The sequence below is a fragment of the Pseudomonas sp. TH08 genome, from assembly GCF_016651275.1.
Classification (GTDB): domain Bacteria; phylum Pseudomonadota; class Gammaproteobacteria; order Pseudomonadales; family Pseudomonadaceae; genus Aquipseudomonas.
Genome location: NZ_JAEKEE010000001.1, coordinates 829,432 through 848,667, shown reverse-complemented (window position 1 = coordinate 848,667; position 19,236 = coordinate 829,432). Strand labels below are relative to the sequence as shown.

Annotated in this window: 19 protein-coding genes; 5 read left to right on the top strand and 14 right to left on the bottom strand. The window is 60.9% G+C overall.

Translation table 11 applies throughout. The annotated features are described in order from the left end of the window. Positions 1–30: 30 nt before the first annotated feature. Both JFT91_RS04060 and JFT91_RS04055 read right to left on the bottom strand, forming a co-directional pair. Entirely contained in the window at positions 31–1,227 is a 1,197-nt protein-coding gene (locus JFT91_RS04060; protein ID WP_201229024.1) for a class I SAM-dependent rRNA methyltransferase, read from the bottom strand. 241 nt (positions 1,228–1,468) lie between these two features. Further along, on the bottom strand, positions 1,469–2,008 hold the full coding sequence (locus JFT91_RS04055; protein ID WP_201231637.1) for a type 1 glutamine amidotransferase domain-containing protein: 540 nt from the start codon (positions 2,006–2,008) through the stop codon (positions 1,469–1,471). A 227-nt stretch (positions 2,009–2,235) separates the two neighbouring features. Here JFT91_RS04055 and JFT91_RS04050 point away from each other — a divergent pair, with 227 nt between their 5' ends. The 3 genes from JFT91_RS04050 to JFT91_RS04040 all read left to right on the top strand — a co-directional run bounded on the left by JFT91_RS04050 (position 2,236) and on the right by JFT91_RS04040 (position 4,266). Continuing rightward, on the top strand, positions 2,236–3,048 hold the full coding sequence (locus JFT91_RS04050; protein ID WP_201230616.1) for an HDOD domain-containing protein: 813 nt from the start codon (positions 2,236–2,238) through the stop codon (positions 3,046–3,048). 12 nt (positions 3,049–3,060) lie between these two features. Continuing rightward, positions 3,061–3,873, top strand: coding sequence for a bifunctional DNA-formamidopyrimidine glycosylase/DNA-(apurinic or apyrimidinic site) lyase (gene mutM / locus JFT91_RS04045; protein ID WP_201229019.1), 813 nt, complete (start codon positions 3,061–3,063; stop codon positions 3,871–3,873). 69 nt (positions 3,874–3,942) lie between these two features. Then, the gene (locus JFT91_RS04040; RefSeq protein WP_201229017.1) at positions 3,943–4,266 is read left to right on the top strand and encodes a multidrug transporter; all 324 of its coding nucleotides are present in this window, start codon (positions 3,943–3,945) and stop codon (positions 4,264–4,266) included. Positions 4,267–4,387: 121 nt separating this feature from the next. On the opposite strand, the gene JFT91_RS04035 is transcribed toward JFT91_RS04040, so the two are convergent. From JFT91_RS04035 to JFT91_RS04015, 5 genes are all read right to left on the bottom strand, one after another. Next, positions 4,388–4,639 (bottom strand): YfhL family 4Fe-4S dicluster ferredoxin, encoded by a 252-nt coding sequence (locus tag JFT91_RS04035; RefSeq protein ID WP_162439378.1) that lies wholly within the window; start codon positions 4,637–4,639, stop codon positions 4,388–4,390. A gap of 145 nt (positions 4,640–4,784) precedes the next feature. Continuing rightward, the gene (gene coaD / locus JFT91_RS04030; RefSeq protein WP_007953414.1) at positions 4,785–5,264 is read right to left on the bottom strand and encodes a pantetheine-phosphate adenylyltransferase; all 480 of its coding nucleotides are present in this window, start codon (positions 5,262–5,264) and stop codon (positions 4,785–4,787) included. Between the two features lie 115 nt (positions 5,265–5,379). Further along, on the bottom strand, positions 5,380–6,975 hold the full coding sequence (locus JFT91_RS04025; protein WP_201231636.1) for a GMC family oxidoreductase: 1,596 nt from the start codon (positions 6,973–6,975) through the stop codon (positions 5,380–5,382). 89 nt (positions 6,976–7,064) lie between these two features. Beyond that, positions 7,065–7,610, bottom strand: a complete 546-nt coding sequence (locus tag JFT91_RS04020; RefSeq protein ID WP_201231635.1) for a twin-arginine translocation pathway signal protein — start codon at positions 7,608–7,610, stop codon at positions 7,065–7,067. A gap of 28 nt (positions 7,611–7,638) precedes the next feature. Beyond that, positions 7,639–9,069, bottom strand: coding sequence for a coniferyl aldehyde dehydrogenase (locus tag JFT91_RS04015; protein ID WP_201231634.1), 1,431 nt, complete (start codon positions 9,067–9,069; stop codon positions 7,639–7,641). A gap of 146 nt (positions 9,070–9,215) precedes the next feature. Here JFT91_RS04015 and JFT91_RS04010 point away from each other — a divergent pair, with 146 nt between their 5' ends. Further along, complete coding sequence (locus JFT91_RS04010) at positions 9,216–9,887, top strand: TetR/AcrR family transcriptional regulator (RefSeq protein WP_201229009.1); 672 nt, start codon at positions 9,216–9,218, stop codon at positions 9,885–9,887. A 32-nt stretch (positions 9,888–9,919) separates the two neighbouring features. Then, entirely contained in the window at positions 9,920–10,774 is an 855-nt protein-coding gene (locus JFT91_RS04005; protein WP_201231633.1) for a sulfurtransferase, read from the top strand. Positions 10,775–10,851: 77 nt separating this feature from the next. Here the strand turns inward: JFT91_RS04005 and JFT91_RS04000 are convergent, their stop codons facing one another. The 7 genes from JFT91_RS04000 to JFT91_RS03970 all read right to left on the bottom strand — a co-directional run bounded on the left by JFT91_RS04000 (position 10,852) and on the right by JFT91_RS03970 (position 19,142). After that, entirely contained in the window at positions 10,852–11,682 is an 831-nt protein-coding gene (locus JFT91_RS04000; RefSeq protein WP_201231632.1) for an AraC family transcriptional regulator, read from the bottom strand. Beyond that, positions 11,679–12,686 (bottom strand): hydrolase, encoded by a 1,008-nt coding sequence (locus JFT91_RS03995; protein WP_347340622.1) that lies wholly within the window; start codon positions 12,684–12,686, stop codon positions 11,679–11,681. Before JFT91_RS03995 ends, JFT91_RS04000 begins: the two co-directional genes overlap by 4 nt. Positions 12,687–12,752: 66 nt before the next feature. After that, on the bottom strand, positions 12,753–14,258 hold the full coding sequence (locus JFT91_RS03990; protein WP_201231631.1) for a M16 family metallopeptidase: 1,506 nt from the start codon (positions 14,256–14,258) through the stop codon (positions 12,753–12,755). After that, complete coding sequence (locus JFT91_RS03985) at positions 14,251–15,591, bottom strand: M16 family metallopeptidase (RefSeq protein ID WP_201231630.1); 1,341 nt, start codon at positions 15,589–15,591, stop codon at positions 14,251–14,253. The genes JFT91_RS03990 and JFT91_RS03985 overlap by 8 nt, the downstream gene beginning before the upstream one ends. A 116-nt stretch (positions 15,592–15,707) precedes the next feature. After that, on the bottom strand, positions 15,708–16,307 hold the full coding sequence (rsmD, locus tag JFT91_RS03980) for a 16S rRNA (guanine(966)-N(2))-methyltransferase RsmD (RefSeq protein ID WP_201231629.1): 600 nt from the start codon (positions 16,305–16,307) through the stop codon (positions 15,708–15,710). Further along, a complete protein-coding gene (locus JFT91_RS03975) occupies positions 16,307–17,794 on the bottom strand; it encodes a M16 family metallopeptidase (RefSeq protein ID WP_201229004.1) in 1,488 nt (495 codons plus the stop codon). Before JFT91_RS03975 ends, rsmD begins: the two co-directional genes overlap by 1 nt. Then, the gene (locus JFT91_RS03970; protein WP_201229003.1) at positions 17,787–19,142 is read right to left on the bottom strand and encodes a M16 family metallopeptidase; all 1,356 of its coding nucleotides are present in this window, start codon (positions 19,140–19,142) and stop codon (positions 17,787–17,789) included. Before JFT91_RS03970 ends, JFT91_RS03975 begins: the two co-directional genes overlap by 8 nt. Positions 19,143–19,236: the final 94 nt, after the last annotated feature.

Below are 19,236 nucleotides of genomic sequence, written 5' to 3'. Positions count from 1 at the left end.
AGCCTGCTGGCTCCCCGTCATCCGCATTGATCAGCTGTTAGGCAACAGACGGCAGGTGATGCTCTTGATGTAGCGGGTCTCGGCGATGGCCGGGTGCACCGGATGGTCCGGGCCCTGACCCCCACGCTCCAGCAACTGGATGTTGCGATCCAGGTGGCGGGCGCTGGTCAGGAGGATGTTCTGCAGATCGTCTTCCGGCAGGTGCATCGAGCACGACGCGCTGACCAGGATGCCGTCCTTGTTGAGCAGGCGCATGGCTTGCTCGTTCAGGCGACGGTAGGCGCCTTCGCCGTTCTTCATGTCTTTCTTGCGTTTGATGAACGCTGGCGGATCGGCCACGATCACGTCGAAGCGTTCTTCGCTGGCTTTCAGCTCTTTCAGGGCTTCGAAAACGTCGCCTTCGATGCAAGTCATCTTGTCGGCGAAGCCGTTCAGCGCAGCGTTGCGCTCAACGCCGTCGAGGGCGAAAGCCGAGGCGTCGACGCAGAACACTTCGCTGGCGCCGAATGCGGCAGCCTGCACGCCCCAGCCACCGATGTAGCTATAAAGGTCGAGCACGCGTTTGCCTTTGGCATAAGGCGCCAGGCGTGCGCGGTTCATGCGGTGGTCGTAGAACCAGCCGGTTTTCTGACCCTGGATGACCGGTGCTTCGAACTTCACGCCGTTCTCTTCCAGCGCGACCCACTCAGGCACCAGGCCGAACACGGTTTCGACGTAGCGGTTGAGGCCTTCGGCGTCACGGGCGGCGGAGTCGTTCTTGAACAGAATGCCGCTTGGCTTGAGCACTTGGGTCAGCGCGGCGATCACGTCGTCTTTGTGCGCTTCCATGGTCGCCGAAGCGATTTGCACGACGAGGATGTCGCCGAAACGGTCGACAACCAAGCCTGGAAGCAAGTCGGAATCACCGTAGACCAGGCGATAGAACGGCTTGTCGAACAGGCGCTCGCGCAGCGACAAAGCGACGTTCAGACGGTGCACCAGCAGCGACTTGTCCAGCGACAGCTTGATGTCGCGCGACAGCAGACGGGCGCAGATCAGGTTGTTCGGGCTCATCGCGACGATGCCCAGCGGCTTGCCACCGGCGGCTTCGAGGATGGCTTGATCGCCGGCATTGAAGCCGTGCAGTGGCGTGGCGGCTACATCGATTTCGTTGCTGTAGACCCACAGGTGACCGGCGCGCAGGCGACGGTCGGCGTTGGCTTTGAGGCGCAAGCTAGGCAGGGACATGACGTCGCTCCGGAAAAAAGAGCGGGAGTATAGCGCGTCGGGCCGGCTGATTGGCCGGCAAATGGACATGTGGTGCGTTCCCAATGTGGGGGGATTTATCTGTGGCGAGGGGATTTATCCCCGTTGGACGACGCAGCCGTCCCAAGGCCATCTGACACGGTATGTCTGATACACCGCGCTGTCAGGTTTTGCGACTGCTGCGCAGCCGAACGGGGATAAATCCCCTCGCCACAAGGGCAATTCAATCAGACAGCGCTTCGATCAACTCTTTGCTGAACGCCGGAATATCATCCGGCTGGCGGCTGCTGATCAAATGTCCGTCCTTGACCACCTCCTGATCGACCCAGTTGGCACCGGCATTGACCAGGTCGTCCTTGAGCGTCTTGTAGCTGGTCATGGTTTTACCATTGACCAGCCCTGCCGAAATCAACAGCCAACCACCATGACAAATCACTGCAATCGGTTTTCCGGCAGAGGTGCCCGTCTTGACCAGATGCTGGGCGTCCTGATCGATACGAATGGTGTCGGAGTTCTGCACGCCGCCCGGCAGCACGATCGCGTCGTACTGCTCGCTACTGGCAGCCTGGAAGGTCTGGTCAACTTTAAAGTCGTCCGCCGGCTTGTCATGGTTCCAGCCTTTGACCGTGCCTTCCTCGGCCGAGAGGATGTCGACCTGAGCACCGGCCTGTTCCAATGCCTGCTTGGGACCTGTCAATTCAACCTGTTCGAAACCATCGGTTACCAAAAAAGCGACGCGCTTGCCGTTGAGGGAAGTGGCCATCGATAAGCTCCTGAGTCTGTGGGGATTTGTTGCCGCGCCGGACAGAAATTGTCCGTTGGGCCTTACAAACTCCGAAGCCTGAGCTTGAATGAAAGTTCCTCCAATATGCCCATCGGTGTGTCGCCCTGCGGTTTCAACGGTTAGAATCGCCGCCTGTCCCAGAGTGTGTACTTATGTCCCAAGAGCTGACCACCGAACAGATTCAACAATCGCTGCAAGGCATCAGTGTGCCCGCGCAGCCGCAGATCATGGTGGATCTGCAAATGGAGCAGTACATGCCTGACCCGGATCTGGAGGTGATCGCCAAACTGATCGCTCAGGATCCCGGCCTGTCCGGTTCGCTGCTGAAAATCGTCAACTCGCCGTATTACGGCCTGAGCAACAAGATCACCTCGATTCAGCGCGCGGTGAACCTGTTGGGCAGCCGTTCGATCATCAACCTGATCAACGCACAGTCGATCAAGGGCGAGATGAACGACGACACTATCGTCACGCTCAACCGTTTCTGGGACACCGCCCAGGACGTGGCGATGACTTGCCTGACCCTGGCCAAGCGTGTCGGCACCCAGGCCGGCGATGAGGCGTATGCCTTGGGCCTGTTCCACGATTGCGGCGTGCCGTTGATGCTGCAACGGTTCCCCAATTACATGTCGGTGCTGGAAAAGGCTTACGCCAACGCCAGCCCGGAATGCCGCGTGGTCGACACCGAAAACCGTGAGTTCAACACCAACCATGCCGTGGTTGGTTATTACACCGCCAAATCCTGGCGTCTGCCGGAGCACGTCAGCGCCGCCATCGCCAATCACCACAATGCCCTGGCGATCTTCAGCGATGAATCGTCGCGCAACAGCCAACTGAAAAATCTGTTGGCGCTGCTGAAAATGGCCGAGCACATCTGTGCCTCGTATCGTGTGCTCGGTAATCAGACCGAAGACTTCGAATGGAACGCGGTCGGGCCGCTGGTACTCGATTACGTAGGTCTGTCGGATTACGATTTCGAAACGCTCAAACAAACGATCCGCGACCTCGGCGCGCATTGATTCGAGAACACCATGCCTGAATTGCCGGAAGTCGAAACCACCCGCCGCGGCATTGCCCCGCATCTGGAAGGCCAGCGCGTCAGCCGGGTGATCGTGCGTGATCGGCGGCTGCGCTGGCCGATCCCGGAGGACCTCGATGTGCGCCTGTCCGGGCAGCGTATCGTGCTGGTCGAGCGCCGCGCCAAGTATCTGTTGATCAATGCTGAAGTGGGTACGTTGATCAGCCATTTGGGCATGTCGGGTAATTTGCGTCTGGTCGAGGTCGGATTGCCGGCACTCAAGCATGAGCATGTCGATATCGAGCTGGAGTCGGGTTTGGCCTTGCGTTACACCGACCCACGGCGTTTCGGCGCGATGCTCTGGAGTAACGATCCGCTCAATCATGAACTGCTGATTCGTCTCGGGCCGGAGCCGTTGACCGATCTGTTCGATGGCGAGCGCCTGTTTCAGCTGTCGCGCGGGCGGTCGATGGCGGTCAAGCCGTTCATCATGGACAACGCGGTAGTGGTCGGCGTCGGCAATATTTACGCGACCGAAGCGTTGTTTGCCGCCGGCATCGATCCGCGTCGCGAAGCCGGTAGCATTTCCCGCGGGCGTTATCTGAAACTGGCGATCGAGATCAAACGCATCCTTGCTGCGGCCATTGAGCGCGGCGGCACCACGTTGCGTGATTTCATTGGGGGTGACGGGCAGCCGGGCTATTTCCAGCAGGAACTGTTTGTTTACGGCCGTGGCGGCGAACACTGCAAGGTCTGTGGTACCGGATTGCGCGAAGTGAAGCTGGGTCAGCGCGCGAGTGTGTTCTGCCCACGCTGCCAGAGCTGAAGCAAAAAGCTTAAAAAGTCCTACGGTCTATAGTGAGTTGTCTCACTGTTCAGCCCGAAGGATCGTGCCATGAAATCCTTGCAAGTCCTCTTTCTCACGCTGCTGCTGTGTTCCAGCCAGGCTGCTCAAGCCACGGAAAATGGCAGCGGTGATCCGCGCTACGCCATCCAGAACCCACCTGCCTACGCCATGATCGGTGATTTGCTGATTGCCCGACCTTTGCTGGCGGTGGCGACAGTGATCGGTGCGGGCGTATTTGTCGTGTCGCTGCCGTTTACCGCGCTGGGTGGCGGGGTTGGCGATGCGGGGCAGGCGCTGGTCGTGGATCCGGCAAAAGCGGCGTTTGTGCGGTGTCTGGGGTGTACGGGGGAGGGGTTTGAGCAGCGCGAGTGAATCGGGATTTGTTGTGAGGCTGATGGCCCCATCGCGAGCAGGCTCGCTCCCACAGTTTGAAATGCATTCCAATGTGGGAGCGAGCCTGCTCGCGAAGAGGGCCGAACAGGCGCTGAAGGACTCAGGCCTTGCCGGTAATCACGCGGTACTTCTCCATCAACTGCTCTTCAGTCTCGGGATGCGCTTCGTCCAGCGGAATGCAATCCACCGGGCAGACCTGCTGGCACTGCGGTTCGTCGTAGTGGCCGACGCACTGGGTGCACAGATTCGGGTCGATCACGTAGATCTCTTCGCCTTGGGAAATGGCGGCGTTCGGGCACTCGGGTTCGCAGACGTCGCAGTTGATGCAATCGTCGGTGATGATCAGGGACATGCTAACTCCAGCCGGGGCGGAAGGCCCGGGCGCTATAAATCAATGCGCGCAATTGTGCCGCATTGGCGAGCGCAGTGCACGCGGGTGCGATCAAGGGCACTGTTGGCTGCGATCTAAAAACCCGGATCGCAGCCTTCGGCAGCGCTTACTTCTTGAAGCGCAGGGTCAGGGCTTCAGCGACGGCCGGGTGGACGAACTTGCTGATATCGCCGCCCAGCGCGGCAATTTCCCGCACCAGCGTCGAAGAAATGAACGAATAACGCTCGGACGGCGTGAGAAACAGGCTCTCCACATCCGGCGCCAGTTGGCGATTCATGTTGGCCAGCTGGAATTCGTATTCGAAGTCCGACACCGCACGCAAACCGCGCAGGAACACGTTGGCGTTCTGCTCTTTGGCGAAATGCGCGAGCAGCGTCGAGAAACCGACCACTTCCACGTTCGGCAGGTGTTTGGTGACCTCGCGAGCCAGTTCGACCCGTTGTTCCAGCGGGAACAGCGGGTTTTTCTTCGGGCTGGCAGCGACCGCAATGATCACGTGATCGAACAGGCGCGAGGCGCGTTCGACCAGATCGCCATGGCCCTTGGTAATAGGGTCGAAGGTACCTGGGTACAACACTCGGTTCATCGCGTCGTCCTGGCGGGAGTCCGTTGGGGAGTCGGATGGTATCGCAGCCGTCCCGGTCGGCCAAGTCGCCTGTTGGGTAAGAAAGCACTATAGACGATCGGAATATTCCGCTTTTTCATGGGTTTTTCAGTCGATCGGCGAGGGCTGTCGCCAATTGTGCCGTCAGCCCGTACACCGACAATTGCGGGTTGGCGCCAATACTGGTGGGGAACAGCGAGCCGTCATGAATCGACAGATTGCTCAGTTGATGATGGCGGCCGAGGCTGTCGGTGACCGCATTTTTCGGCTCTTCGCCCATCGCGCAACCACCCATGACGTGAGCGCTGCCCAGTCGCGTGCGATACAACTCAAGGCTCAAGCCATCGATCAGCGTACGTGCTTCGGCGAGGGTTTTGACGTAGCGGGCGTCGGCATGCATTGGCATCACCGCTTGGGCGCCGCCGGCGAACTGGATCTCGGCCATGCTGTGGAAGGCCCGGCGCAAACCCTCCCAGGCGTAAGGCGATACCTGATAGTCGAGCACCGGCGAGCCGTCGCCACGCAACTCGACATTGCCGCCGGGGCTGTCCGGGTGAAAACCGTCGCGCAGCAGCGCCAGCATGGCGTGCGTGTGTGGCAAGTCAGCCATGTGTTGCGCGCTTTCCTGCCCGAAACCACCGAGCAGCGTCGCCGCCAGCGCCGGATGCAGCGGTGGCACTTCGAGTTTGTAGCCCATTGGCCCGGTGGCGCCGTCCTTCCACTGGAAATAGTCGGAATAAATCGACTGCGGCGCGCCGTAGAACGGGTTGATGACCTCGTCGAAGCGTGCGGCAGACATGTTCACCAAATGCAGGAATGTGCGTTTGCCGAGGGCTTTGTGGGGGTCCGGCGCGTCCGAACGCAGCAGCAGTGCCGGACTGTTGATGCCGCCACCGGCCAGCACGTAGTGGCGCGCCTTGACCGTGATGGTGCGTCCGGTCGGCTCGACGCAGCGCTCGTCCATCGCCACGCAGTGCAGGCCGGTGACCTTGTCGCCGCTGATCAACAGTTTTTCGGCGCGGGCCAGGTAGAGCAACTCGCCGCCCTTTTCCAGGGTCGCCGGAATGGTCGTGACCATCATCGATTGCTTGGCGTTGGTCGGGCAGCCCATGCCGCAGTATCCGAGGTTCCAGCAGCCGCGCACGTTACGCGGGATCACGTGCCAGCTATAGCCGAGTTGCTCACAGCCTTTGCGGATCACGTCGTTATTGGCGTTAGGCGGCACCATCCACGGCGCGACACCGAGGCGTTGCTCCATTTTTTCGAACCACGGCGCCATCTCGGCGGTGCTGTGACCTTTGACGTTGTGCTCTTTGGCCCAGTGTTCGAGGGTCGGTTCTGGCGTGCGGAAGCTCGAAGTCCAGTTGATCAGTGTGGTGCCGCCGACCGCTCGACCCTGGAGGATGGTGATCGCGCCGTCCTTGCTCATGCGACCGATGCCTTCCTGGTAGAGGCTGCTGTAGGCCTGGTCTTCGAGCATTTTGAAGTCGGAGCTGGTTTTCAGCGGACCTTCTTCGATCAGCAGGACTTTGTAGCCGGCGGCGCTGAGAATTTCCGCCGTGGTGCCGCCACCCGCGCCGCTGCCGATGATGGCGACATCGGCTTCGAGGGTCAGGTCGTTGCTCAGTTGTGCGCCGTTGTAGGTTTTCCAGCCTCGGGCGAGGCCTTCGCGGAATGGGTCGGGTACGGGCATCGATCAGGTTCTCTTTATTATTTTGGATGCAGGGTGTGGCTGCTGGCCCCTTCGCGAGCAAGCCCGCTCCCACAGGGTTCGGGTGATGTCTAGACGACTGGCGGCCCGGGATAACCGCAATGCGCCCAGGATTCGGCGCGGGTGTACCAGGCCATCATCACCATCTGCTGCAATGAGCTGTGTCCCATGCGCAACAAGCTCAACGAGCTGTTTTCCCAGCGGTCGAGGAAATGCCGCATCGCTTCGGCGTTGGCGTTTTCCCAAGTGCCCCAGATTCCGGTCAGCGGCCCGCGCGTCACGGCCATGCCGAGGACGTCGAACAATTGTCGGGTGAGTTTGAGCATTTCCGGCGACAGGTGATTGAGGCTGTAGTCCAGCGACTTGAGCGTGCCGTCGACAGCCCCGGGCATTTTCTCGACGGCCACGGCGCCATCGAGCATCACCGGAATCAGCGCGCGCAAAAACAGCAGGTCGCCATCGCGCAATGCGACGAAGCCGTTGGCCGTGACGTTCGACGAACAGCCGCTGAGGCTGGCGCCCAGGCCGACAGTGGTCAGAAACGCGGTGGCGCCGAGGCTGAATTTCAGCAAGCCACGGCGCGACAGGGCAGGTGTTTCGGTCAGGCTTGGGTGCATTATTGTTATTACCCGGCGGTGACGAACGTTAGCGAATGAACAGTTTCTGGATCAGTTTCTGAATCGATTTGCCGTAAGGCGGATAAATCAGTTTGGCCGCGTTGAAGCGCTGTTTAATCAGCACGCCTTTGGCCTTGCTGAACGTCAGGAAGCCTTCATGCCCGTGGTAATGGCCCATGCCGGACGGGCCGATGCCGCCAAACGGCATATCGTCCTGCGCCACATGCAGCAAGGTGTCGTTCAGGCAGACCCCGCCGGAGTGGGTTTCGTGCAGCACACGGTTCTGTTCGCGCTTGTCGTAGCCGAAGTAGTAAAGAGCCAGAGGTCGTGGGCGCTGATTGATGTAAGCGAATGCCTGCTGCAGATCCTGATACGGCACGATTGGCAGCAAAGGACCGAAAATCTCGTCCTGCATCACGGTCATGTCGTCGCTGACATTCAGCAGCACACTGTGCGGCATGCGTCGGCCCTGGCCTTGCTCGAACAGCGGAATCAGCAGCGCGCCCTTGCTGGTTGCATCGCTGACGTAGCCATTGAGTCGCGCCAACTGGCGTTCGTTGATGATCGCCGTGTAATCCGGATTGTCGGCGAGGTTGGGGTAAAAGCTTTGCACGGCTTGACGATAGGCTTCGACGAAACCACCGACACGGTCTTCCGGCACCAGCACGTAGTCGGGGGCGACGCAGGTTTGTCCGGCATTCAGGGTTTTGCCGAAGGCGATGCGCTCGGCGGCATCCTTCAAGGGCACGTCGCGCGAGACGATTGCCGGAGACTTGCCGCCCAGTTCGAGGGTGACCGGGGTGAGATTCTCGGCGGCAGCGCGCATCACGTGCTTGCCGACGCTGGTGGAACCGGTGAACAGCAGATGATCAAAGGGCAGGCGCGAGAATGCGACGCCGACGTCCGCCTCGCCGAGTACCACGCAGACCTGATCCTCGGGAAACACCTTCGCCAGCAGTTGTTTAAGCAACAGCCCGGTGGCCGGGGTCGATTCGCTGAGCTTGAGCATGACCCGATTACCCGCTGCCAGCGCGCCGACCAATGGGCCGATGGCCAGATACAGCGGGTAGTTCCACGGCACGATGACACCGATCACGCCCAGCGGCTGGTAAACCACCTTCGCTGATGCCGGCTGGAATGCCATGCCGACCTTGCGCCGCGAAGGTTTCATCCAGCCCTTGAGGTGGCGACTGGCGTAATGAATGCCGTGCAGGCTCGGCATCAATTCGGCGAGCAAGGTCTCGTCGGCGCTGCGATGACTGAAGTCGGTGCTGATGGCGTCGATCAAAGCCTGACGTTCGCTGCTCAACAACTCGCGCAAGCTCTTCAGCCACTGCTGGCGTTGGGCGGCGGGCGGCATAGGATTGGCAGCGTAAGCGGTGCGTTGCGCTGCGAATAGCCGATCAAGCTCTTCCAATGGCTGTTGCAGCGTTTGCAGGTAGGCAATATCGGCAGTCATCGTAGGCTCCGGATTTATTGTAGTGAGGAACTTTTTAGAGTCTATGCTCTATAAAGTCAAATGACTTCCTTGTGCAGCTTTGTTTTATCCATTTCCGGATAGGTCGTAAGATGCCCCTCACCGCACTCTGAATTAAAGCTCAAGCCATGGCCCCACGAATAAAAACCAGCGAGCGCATCGTGCAGAACAGCCTCGAGCTGTTCAATCAGCAGGGCGAGCGCAGCATCAGCACCAACCACATCGCTGCCCATATGGAGATTTCTCCGGGCAATCTGTACTACCACTTCCCTAACAAGCAGGCGATCATCTCGGTACTGTTCAGCGAGTACGAGGCCTTGGTAGACAGCTTTCTGCGCCCGCCGCAGGGACGCGCCGCGACGGTCGAAGACAAGCGTTTCTATCTCAAGGAACTGCTCTCGGCGATGTGGCGTTACCGCTTTTTGCATCGCGATCTCGAGCATCTGCTCGACAGCGATGCCGAACTGGCGGCGCGCTATCGGCGCTTCTCCCAGCGCTGCGTGATTCAAGGCGCGGCGATCTACGAAGGTTTTGTCGCCGCCGGGATCCTCAAGATGGATCGCGTGCAGATCGAATCCCTGACCCTCAATGCCTGGATCATCCTGACGTCGTGGGTGCGTTTTCTGTGCACCACCCGCGAGAACTCCAATCACTTGAGCGAGCAAGCTGTTAAACGTGGCGTTTATCAGGTGTTGGTGCTGGAGGCCGGGTTTGTCACTGATGAGGCGCGAGACCAGGTCAATGCGCTGTTCGACGAGTTCTACGTGTCGCTGGCTCAGGCCCTCGAAGACGTAAAGTAAACATTACCGTTGCAACCCCACAGGAGCCCGTTATGCCGATTGCGCAACTGATCAGCCCGCAAGCATTGGATGCCCGTAAGGAACAGCCGGGGCTGGTGATTCTCGATTGTCGTTTTGCCCTCGAAGATCCTGATTACGGGCAGCGCAGCTACGCCGAAGGGCACATTGCCGGCGCGAGCTTCGCCGATCTTGAGCGTGACCTGAGCGGCAAAGTGCTCAAGGGTGTAACCGGGCGCCATCCGTTGCCTGAACCGGCAGCGTTGATCGAGCGTCTGCAAGCCTGGGGCATCAATGCCGACAGTGACGTGGTTCTGTATGACGACGGCCCCGGTGCCTATGCGGCGCGGGCGTGGTGGTTGCTGGCGTGGCTGGGCAAGCGTGATGGCGTGTTCATTCTCGATGGCGGGCTCAAGGCCTGGCATGCGGCGAGGTTGCCGCTGAGTCTGGATGCGCCAACGGTCAGCCGTGGCGATTTCAGTGGGCAGGCGGACATGGGCTTGCTGCTCAGTGCCGAGCAATTGCAGCAGCGCCTCGGCCAGCCGAGCCTGACGTTGCTCGATGCGCGGGCGTTGCCGCGCTTTAAAGGTGAGGTCGAGCCGATTGATCCGGTGGCCGGGCATATTCCGGGCGCACAATGCGCAGCGTTCACCGAGAACCTGGGGAGCGATGGTCGGTTCCTGCCGGCGGATCAGTTGAAGCAGCGGTTTGCAGCGAAACTGGATCAACGTTCGCCAGCGGAATTGGTTGCCTATTGCGGCTCCGGGGTCACGGCGTGTCATAACCTGTTTGCGTTGTGCCTGGCGGGGTATCCCTTGGGATCGTTGTACGCCGGGTCTTGGAGCGAGTGGATCAACGAACCTTCGCGCGGTATTGCCACCGGCGAATAAGATCAAAAGATCGCAGTCTGCGGCAGCGCCTACATTGGAATGCATTCCATGTAGGCGCTGCCGCAGGCTGCGATCTTTTAGCTTTTAAGGCGGGCACTGCGGTAAGCGGCGGGGCCGACGCCATAAGCCTGCTTGAACTGTCGGCTCAGGTGGCTCTGGTCGGCAAACCCCAACTGTGTCGCGACTTCCAGCGGCAAGCACCCACTCTGTAACAAGGCCCGCGCCCGGGCAATGCGCTGCTGCATCAGCCAGGTGTGCGGCGGCATGCCGGTTGCGCGGCGGAACACCCGGGCGAAGTGGAACGGCGACAAACTCACCGCCGCCGCGAGTTCTTCCAGCGACGGTGGCGCGGCCAGTTGCGCATACAGCAGATCCTTGGCGATCAGCACCGCGCGATGCTCCTTGCCGGGGTTGGCGAGATCTCGCACCGCCGCGTGGCGCTGCAACAGCAGCAACATCATCTCGCGCCACACCGTTTGCTGTTGCAGCGCCGTGGCGGGGCTTTCGAGCAAGCGGTGCAACTGCGCGAAGCCACTGACCAGGTCCGGGTCGCGGTACAGCGTGGCGCCAAACGCCGGCAGGTTGCTGGTGGACAGTTCCAGCTCCTCCAGCAACGAAATGATCTTGCCGGTCTCGGGGTAGAACGCCCGGTACCGCCAGCCATCCTCGGTGCCCTTGTGCCCGGTGTGCAGTTCATCCGGATTGATCAACACCAGCGTGCCACTGCCTGCCAGGTGTTCGGCGCCGCGATAACGGTAGCGCTGGGCGCCGGCCATGATCATGCCGATCACAAAACCGTCGTGGACATGCGGGGCGAAGCGATGGTCGATGTAGCGTGCCGAGAGCAGTTCGACCCCGGCCAATGGCGCGGTTTGCCAAAAGCGGATCGACTCGCCCTGATCGCTCATGAGGGCACGCTGGCCAACCACTGAGGTATGCGCCGTTCCAGATAATAGGCAGGCTGGCGGAACGAGCCATCGACAAAACCGACATGCCCGCCCCTGGCCTGCAACTCGAATTGCGTGGTGGCAGACAGTTCATCGGCCGACGGCAGGCTATGGGGAAATACAAACGGATCGTCCGCGGCCTGAATGATCAGGGTCGGCGTACGAATCTCGCCGAGGAAATAACGGCTCGAAGCCCGGCGATAGTAGTCTTCGGCATCATCGAAACCGTGCAATGGCGCGGTCACCCGACCATCGAAGTCCCAGAACGTGCGCATGTTTTCCAGTGAGCCAAGGGCTGCCAACGCTGCCAGTCCATCCTCGCGCCCGTCATGCTGAAACTGGCGTTGTTTGTTTTTTATGTACGCGACCATTTCGCGCATGAAGTGCGCTTGATAGACCTTGGAAAATCCCTGGCCGATGCGGTCGGCACATTGGTCGAGTCGAAAGGGCACAGAAACCGCTACCGCACCGAGCACACCGCTGGCGCTGCCGGTTTCGCCCAAATGCTTGAGCAGAACATTACCGCCCAGTGAATAGCCGACTGCGTACAGCGGCGCCAACGGACGCTTGGCGCGCAGGTGTTTGATGGTTTCGGCGAGGTCTTCGCTGGCGCCGGAGTGGTAGCTGCGCGGCAACAGATTCGGCTCGCCCGAGCAACCGCGCCAGTTCAGCGCGACACTGGCCCAGCCTTGATCGGCCAAGGCCTTTTGCACGCCGGCCACGTAGGGAGAATTGGAGGAACCGGTCAGCCCATGCAGTACCAGCACCAACGGCGCGTCGGCGCTATGCGGGCCATGCCAGTCGAGGTCGAGAAAGTCGCCATCCTCAAGCCACAAGCGCTCGCGCTCACGTTCGATGTGTACGGTTTTGCGCCACAGCGGCCCCCACAAGGTTTGCAGGTGCGGATTGCCGAGGCCGAAGGCTGGATTGAAACGCAGGCTGGGTGACAGGGAGCTTGGTTGCACGACACATCTCGACAAGGTCTTACCTAAAGCGGCCGACGCCAGGCGCCTGCCGCTTTCAATTAAAACCTAACTTGCCACAAAGCCTGCTTCGGCGCGACACATGCTCTGGGAGGAGGCGCCGGGCGGTGTGACGGGCAGTGCCGGCAACGGCTGCTGCTCGACGGTTGCGCCGATGGTCAGGACGCGCCAGCGGTCGGCGGCCAGTTGTCGGTTCAGCGCTTCGTGGATTTGCCGGAGGGTCAGGCGTTGAACCTGCTGAACCGTGTAGTCGAGGTCGAGAGGCAGGTCGTGGCGATTGATTGCCACCAATTGCTTGAGTATCTGCAGGTTGCTGGCGCGGTTGAAGGCGCTCATGTTGGCCACGTACTGCTTGATCTGCTCGAGTTCCTGTTGCGTTGGCCCGTCGCGCAGAAAGTCACTGAACAACGACCGGGTCAACGCCAGCGTAGCCTCAACGAATTGCGGACTGACTTGCAGGGAGATGCTCATCAGGCCTGCACCGGCCCAGTGGCTGTTGTCGGAATCGACGTCGTATACCAAGCCGCGTCGCTCGCGCAGTTCGTTCATCAAGCGACTGTTTGGCGTCCCGCCCAATATTAGATTGGCGGCGTACAGCGCGACGTAATCCGGATGCTGAGGCGGCACTGCTAACTGAGCGAGCAGCAGATGGGTCTGGGTCTGTGGTTGCTCCTCGTGGCGGGTCAGTTCAGCACCCGTCCGGCCCAAGGCGGGTATCGGCGGGCTGGCAGTTCCGGGCGGCGTGGTCGGCAACGCATGGCTGATTTGCAGGCTGATGGCCTGTGCCTGTTCCAGCGTCAGGTCCCCGACCAGCGTGATCTGTGCATGACGGGCGCTGTAGAACCGTTGGTGGAAATCTTCGACCGCTGTCCGGGTCACTGCTTGCAACCCCTGGTCCGTGCCATAGAACGGCAGCGCGTAGGGGCTGCCCGGGGCGAGCAAGGTCCTCACCTGGTGCATGGCGGAATTGCCCGCCTCGGGCGATTTGAATTTGAGGTGGTCACGCAGGACCTTTTTCACCCGCTTCAATGCGCCATCGTCGAGCAATGGCTTGCCGAGGATCTGCGCAAACAACTGCAAGGCCGGCGTGCTTTTCCGGGCATCGCTCAAACTGCGCATGTGCAGATTGGCGCGGTCATGATCAAGGCTCATGTCGAGCTGCGCACCCAGGCCGTCGAAGGTTTCGAGAATGGCCGACAGGTCTTTGTCTTCGACGCCTTCATTGAGCAGGCTGAACGTGGCAGCGGCGAGCCCTGGCAGGTTGTCGTCCCGTGCACTGCCCGCCGCGAAGCTGACATGCAGATCGAACATCGGCAGCTCGGCGGTGCGGATGAACAGCACCTTGGTGCCGGTCAGGGTCTTCCAGGCCTTGATGTCCAGCATGCGTGAAGCGTCGACAGGAGGGGCGAGTACCTGCAGCGAATGCAAGCGCGACGCAGGGAAGTTCGTCGGCGCGACAATCTCGGTGTCCGCCAGTGTTTGAGCGCCCGCCAGACATGTAACGAGTCCGAGCCCAAACAATGTGCTTCTGGCGCGCCGAAATTCCTTACTCATGGCCTGCCTCCTTGAATACCTGAGCGACCGTCAGGCGTTCGCGGGTCAAAAACGTAGCGGCGGCCTGCTGAATGTCAGCGGGTGTCACTTGTGCCAGTTCATCGGCATCCTGATCCAGCATCTGCCAGGGCAGACCGATACTCTCCAGCGTGGCCAACTGGTGCGCCTGTTCAACGATTGAATCTCGTGCATAGATCTGCCGGGCGATCAATTGCGTGCGGGCGCGCTCCAGTTCCTCGACGGTCGGCGGCTGGGCATGCAGTTCTTCGATCAACTGCCAGATTCGCGTCTGCGCCGCGTCGAGCGGATCGGTGTGAGTGCTGGCAAGTTCAGACGTCAGTAACAGCAGGCTGTCGCCTCGCGTCAGGTGGTCGTAAGAGGTGCTGATCTCGCTGAACAGTGGTTCGGCATACTGCAAGCGCTTTTGCAGGCGAGCGCTATGGGCGCCGCCCAGCAACATATCGATCAGGCGCAAAGCGTGCACCGATCGCCGATTCTCGGCCGTGGTCAGTCCCGGTACGTTGAAGGCCATCATGATCAACGGTGTGTGGATAGGAAGATGCAGAGTCAGTTTGCGTTCGCCGGGTTGGGCCAGCTCCATCGGCTGCACCGGCGGCGTGACGCTTCGTGTCGCCAGGTGGCCAAAGTAGCGCTGCACCAGCGGTTTGACCTGATCAAGCGTCACCGCGCCGACGACCACCAATGTGGCGTTGCCAGGCGCATAACGGCTTTCGTACCAGTGGCGCAGAGCGTCGGCATTCAAACGGTGCAGGTCATGCGTCCAGCCGAGAATCGGCGTCTGATAACTGTTGGCCAGATGCGCTACGGCGGTGAGGCGTTCAAAGGCCAGATGGTGGGCATCATCGTCGGTGCGCCAGCGACGTTCTTCGCGAATTACCGCCATTTCCGCGATCAGGTCTTCACTGCGCAGATAGGCGGTCGACATCAGGTCGGCCATCAGCTCGAATGCGACGCCCAGATAGCGCGGCGCCAGTGTCTGGTAATAGGCCGTGGCATCTTTATGGGTAAAAGCGTTTTCCCGGGCGCCGAGGGTTTGCAGGATCGCCGCCGCTTCACCGGCGCAGGTTTTGCTGCTGCCCTTGTAGAGCATGTGTTCGAGTGCGTGGGATATTCCGCTCTGCCCTGGCGACTCGTCGGCGGAACCCACCCTGAACCAGAGTTGCGAAGTTACCAGCGGCGCGCGATGGTCTTCGCGCACCAGCACTTTCAGGCCATTGTCCAGGGTGAATGAGTGAGTTGCAGGTGGGGCGGCCAGGCTGATCAAGGGCGCCAGGCAAAGCAGGAGCAGCATCCGGCTGCAAAATATGTCCATAGATGAATCGTCCAAAGTGGTTAGCGCTGAGTGCGCTAACCACTTTGGCGAGAGTCGAGGGGCGAAGTGCGGTATCTATTTATCGCTGACGCAGTGAGCGCACAGGACTTGGCGAATCAGGCGCTGCGCTGCCAGAGGGCGTAATAAACCCGCCCGGATTTTTGCTCGCGGTGCAGGCGCCAGTTGCCCGGCAGACCCAGCGTCGACGGCGCCGTTTCGCTTTCAGTGTAGATCCACGAGTCGGGAGCCAGCCACTGACGCTCTTCCAGCAGCGTGCAAACGGCGGGCAACAGATTCTGGTTGAACGGCGGGTCGAGGAACACCAGATCGAACGGTGTCGCCGTCTGGGTTTCCAGATAGCGCAGGGCGTCGGCAGTTTGCACCTGGCCGTTGGTGCAGCGCAGCGTGCCGAGGTGTTCTTTCAGGCTGGACACTGCGATGTTGCTGGCATCCAGCGCCTGACCCATGGCCGCGCCACGCGACAGCGCTTCGAGAAACAGCGCGCCGCTGCCGGCGAACGGATCAAGCACCTTGGCCCCTTCAACGTACGGCGCCAGCCAGTTGAACAGGGTTTCACGCACTCGGTCCGGCGTCGGGCGCAGGCCCGGCGCGTCGGGGAAGCTCAGCTTGCGGCTGCGCCATTGGCCGCCAATGATGCGCAGTTGGTTAACGCCGTTATGCACGTTGTGAAGCGGTTTTTTGGGACGAGTAGCCATTAATGCTCCGGAACCCCGAGCGGTTGCTCGGCAGGTTTATCAGAAGGGGCCGGTAACGGCTTTTGCGGCACGGTCGGGCCAGCGGTGACGATGACCATTTTGTCCGTGCTCAGGTGTTTGTTCAGGGCGTCGCGGACTTGTTCCACGGTCAGGCTCTGCGACTGACGCATGAAGTCGTCCAGATAGCTCAACGGCAGATTATAGAAGCCCATGGCGCCGAGTTGGCCAACGATATCGGCGTTGCTTGCGGTGGACAGCGGGAAGCTGCCTGCGAGTTCGCGTTTGGCGTCGTCGAGTTCTTTCTGCGTCGGACCGCTTTTCAGGTAGTCGGCGAGCACGTCCTGCACCAGTTTCAGGGTGCCTTCGCTCATTTCTGCGCGGGTCTGCAGGTTGATCATGAACGGCCCGCGCGCCTGCATCGGGCTGAAACCCGAGTACACGCCGTAGGTCAGGCCACGTTTTTCGCGGACTTCACTCATCAACCGCGTGCCGAAACCACCGCCACCAAGGATCTGGTTGCCCATCGACAGGGCGGCGTAGTCCGGGTCATCACGGTCGATGCCCAGTTGCGCGAGCAGCAGGTTGGTCTGCTTCGACGGAAACTCGATGTGATTGACGCTGGCTTTCGGTTCCTGCGGCTGAGCGATCTTCGCCAGCGCCGGGCCTTTCGGCAGGGCAGTGGATACCTGATTGGCAATTGCCTCGGCTTCCGCGCGGGACAAGTCGCCGACCAGCGCGATCACCACGTTGCCGGCCGCGTAGGCCTTGGCGTGGAACTCACGCAGCTGCGCGAGGGTGATCTTCGGTACGCTCTGCGGATTGCCGTCGCTCGAATGCGCGTACGGATGATCGCCATACAGACGCTTCATCAGTTCGAGGCTGGCGAGTTTGCCGGGGTTCTGTTTCTGATACTCGAAACCGGCAAGCATCTGGTTCTTGATGCGTGCGAACGAGTCGGCCGGGAAGGTCGGTTTGCCGACCACTTCGGCGAACAGTTTCAGCGCCGGTTCGCGTTTGTCGGGAGCACTCAGGCTGCGCAGCGAGGCCAGCGCCATGTCCTTGAAAGCACCGTTGCCGAAATCGGCACCGAGGCCTTCAAAGCCCTGAGCGATAGCACCGACGTCTTTGCCGGCGACACCTTCATTGAGCATCGCGTTGGTCAGCACCGCCAGACCTGCCGCGTTGCCGTCCTGGCTGCTGCCGGCGGCAAAGATCAAGCGCATGTCGAACATCGGCAGCTCATGGGCTTCGACGAACATTACCTTGGCGCCTTCGGCGGTGTTCCAGGTTTGCACGTCGAGCTTGCGGCTGGCCGGGGCCTTGCCGTCGAGTTCGGCCAGCGATTGCAGTTTCTGGCTGGACTTGGCGTTGTCGAGGGCTTCGCTGGCCTTGCTGTCAGCGCTTGGCGTCAGGTAGAAGGCGGCAGAGCCGATCACCGCGACAGCAATCAGGCCGAGCAGCAGGCGTGGGGATTTGCGCTCACTCATGAGTCGTCTCCAGTGGCAGGACGTGGGCGACGCTGAGACGTTCGCGGGTGAAATACAGCTTGGCGGCGTTCTGGATATCTTGCGGAGTGACGCTTTCCAGATCGGCGAGTTCGGTGTCCATCAGTTTCCACGACAGGCCGACGGTTTCCAACTGGCCAATGGCGGTGGCCTGGCTGGTGATCGAGTCACGTTCGAAGACCAGACCGGCGATCACTTGCGCACGCACGCGCTCCAGCTCTTCGGCGGACGGCGCGGTGGTTTTCAGCTGCTCCAGCAGTTTCCACAGGCCGGCCTCGGCTTGCGCCATGGTCTTTTTCTTCTGCGTGTTCGGGGTTGCCGACAGGGTGAACAGGCTGTCGCCACGGGTGTAGGCGTCGTAACTCGACGAACCGCCGGACACCAGCTCTTCGCCGCGCTCCAGTTGTGTCGGGATACGGCCGCTGTAACCACCGTCGAGCAGTGCCGAGATCAGGCGCAGAGCGTTGACCGAGCGCTTGTCTTCAGCGGTGGCGATGCTCGGCACATTGAAACCGAGCATCAGGCTAGGCAACTGGGTTTGTACATGCAGGGTGATCTGGCGCTCGCCGGGTTCGGCCAGTTCCAGCGGTTTTTTCGCCGGTGGCACGTCGCGCTTGGCGATCGGGCCGAAATAGCGCTGGGCGAGAGTTTTGACTTCGTCCGGGGTGACGTCGCCGACCACTACAAGCGTGGCGTTGTTCGGCACATACCAGGATTGGTACCAGTGGCGCAGTTCTTCGACCTTCATCCGGTCGAGGTCAGCCATCCAGCCGATGGTGGGCGTGTGGTAGCCGCTGGCCGGGTAGGCCATGGCTTTGTAGCGCTCGTAGGCTTTGGACATCGGCTTGTCATCGGTGCGCAGACGGCGCTCTTCCTTGATGACTTCGATTTCCTTGGCGAATTCGTCCGCCGGCAGGCGCAGGTTGGCCATGCGGTCGGCTTCCAGCTCAAACGCTACGCCCAGACGGTCGCGGGCCAGAACCTGGTAATAAGCGGTGAAGTCGTCGCTGGTGAAAGCGTTCTCTTCGGCGCCGAGGTCGCGCAGGATCAGCGACGCTTCGCCGGGGCCGACTTTTTCGGTGCCCTTGAACATCATGTGCTCAAGCGCGTGTGACAGACCGGTCTGGCCCGGGGTTTCGTAGCTGGAGCCGACCTTGTACCAGACCTGCGAGACCACCACTGGCGCGCGATGGTCTTCGCGCACGACGACCTTGAGGCCGTTGTCGAGGGTGAATTCGTGAGTCGGTTGCGGGTCGGCCGCCAGGGCCGAAAGGGGCAGGCAGACTGTGCTGAGCAGCAGGCCTGCGGCGCGGCGGGCTAGAGCATTCATTCGTTTTTTAACCTGTTGGGCTGCCCGCTTGGTCTTAGCCTAGGCGGGCGAGGAGGTAGGACGTGTCATCGATCATTACCAGTACCGCGCCGGC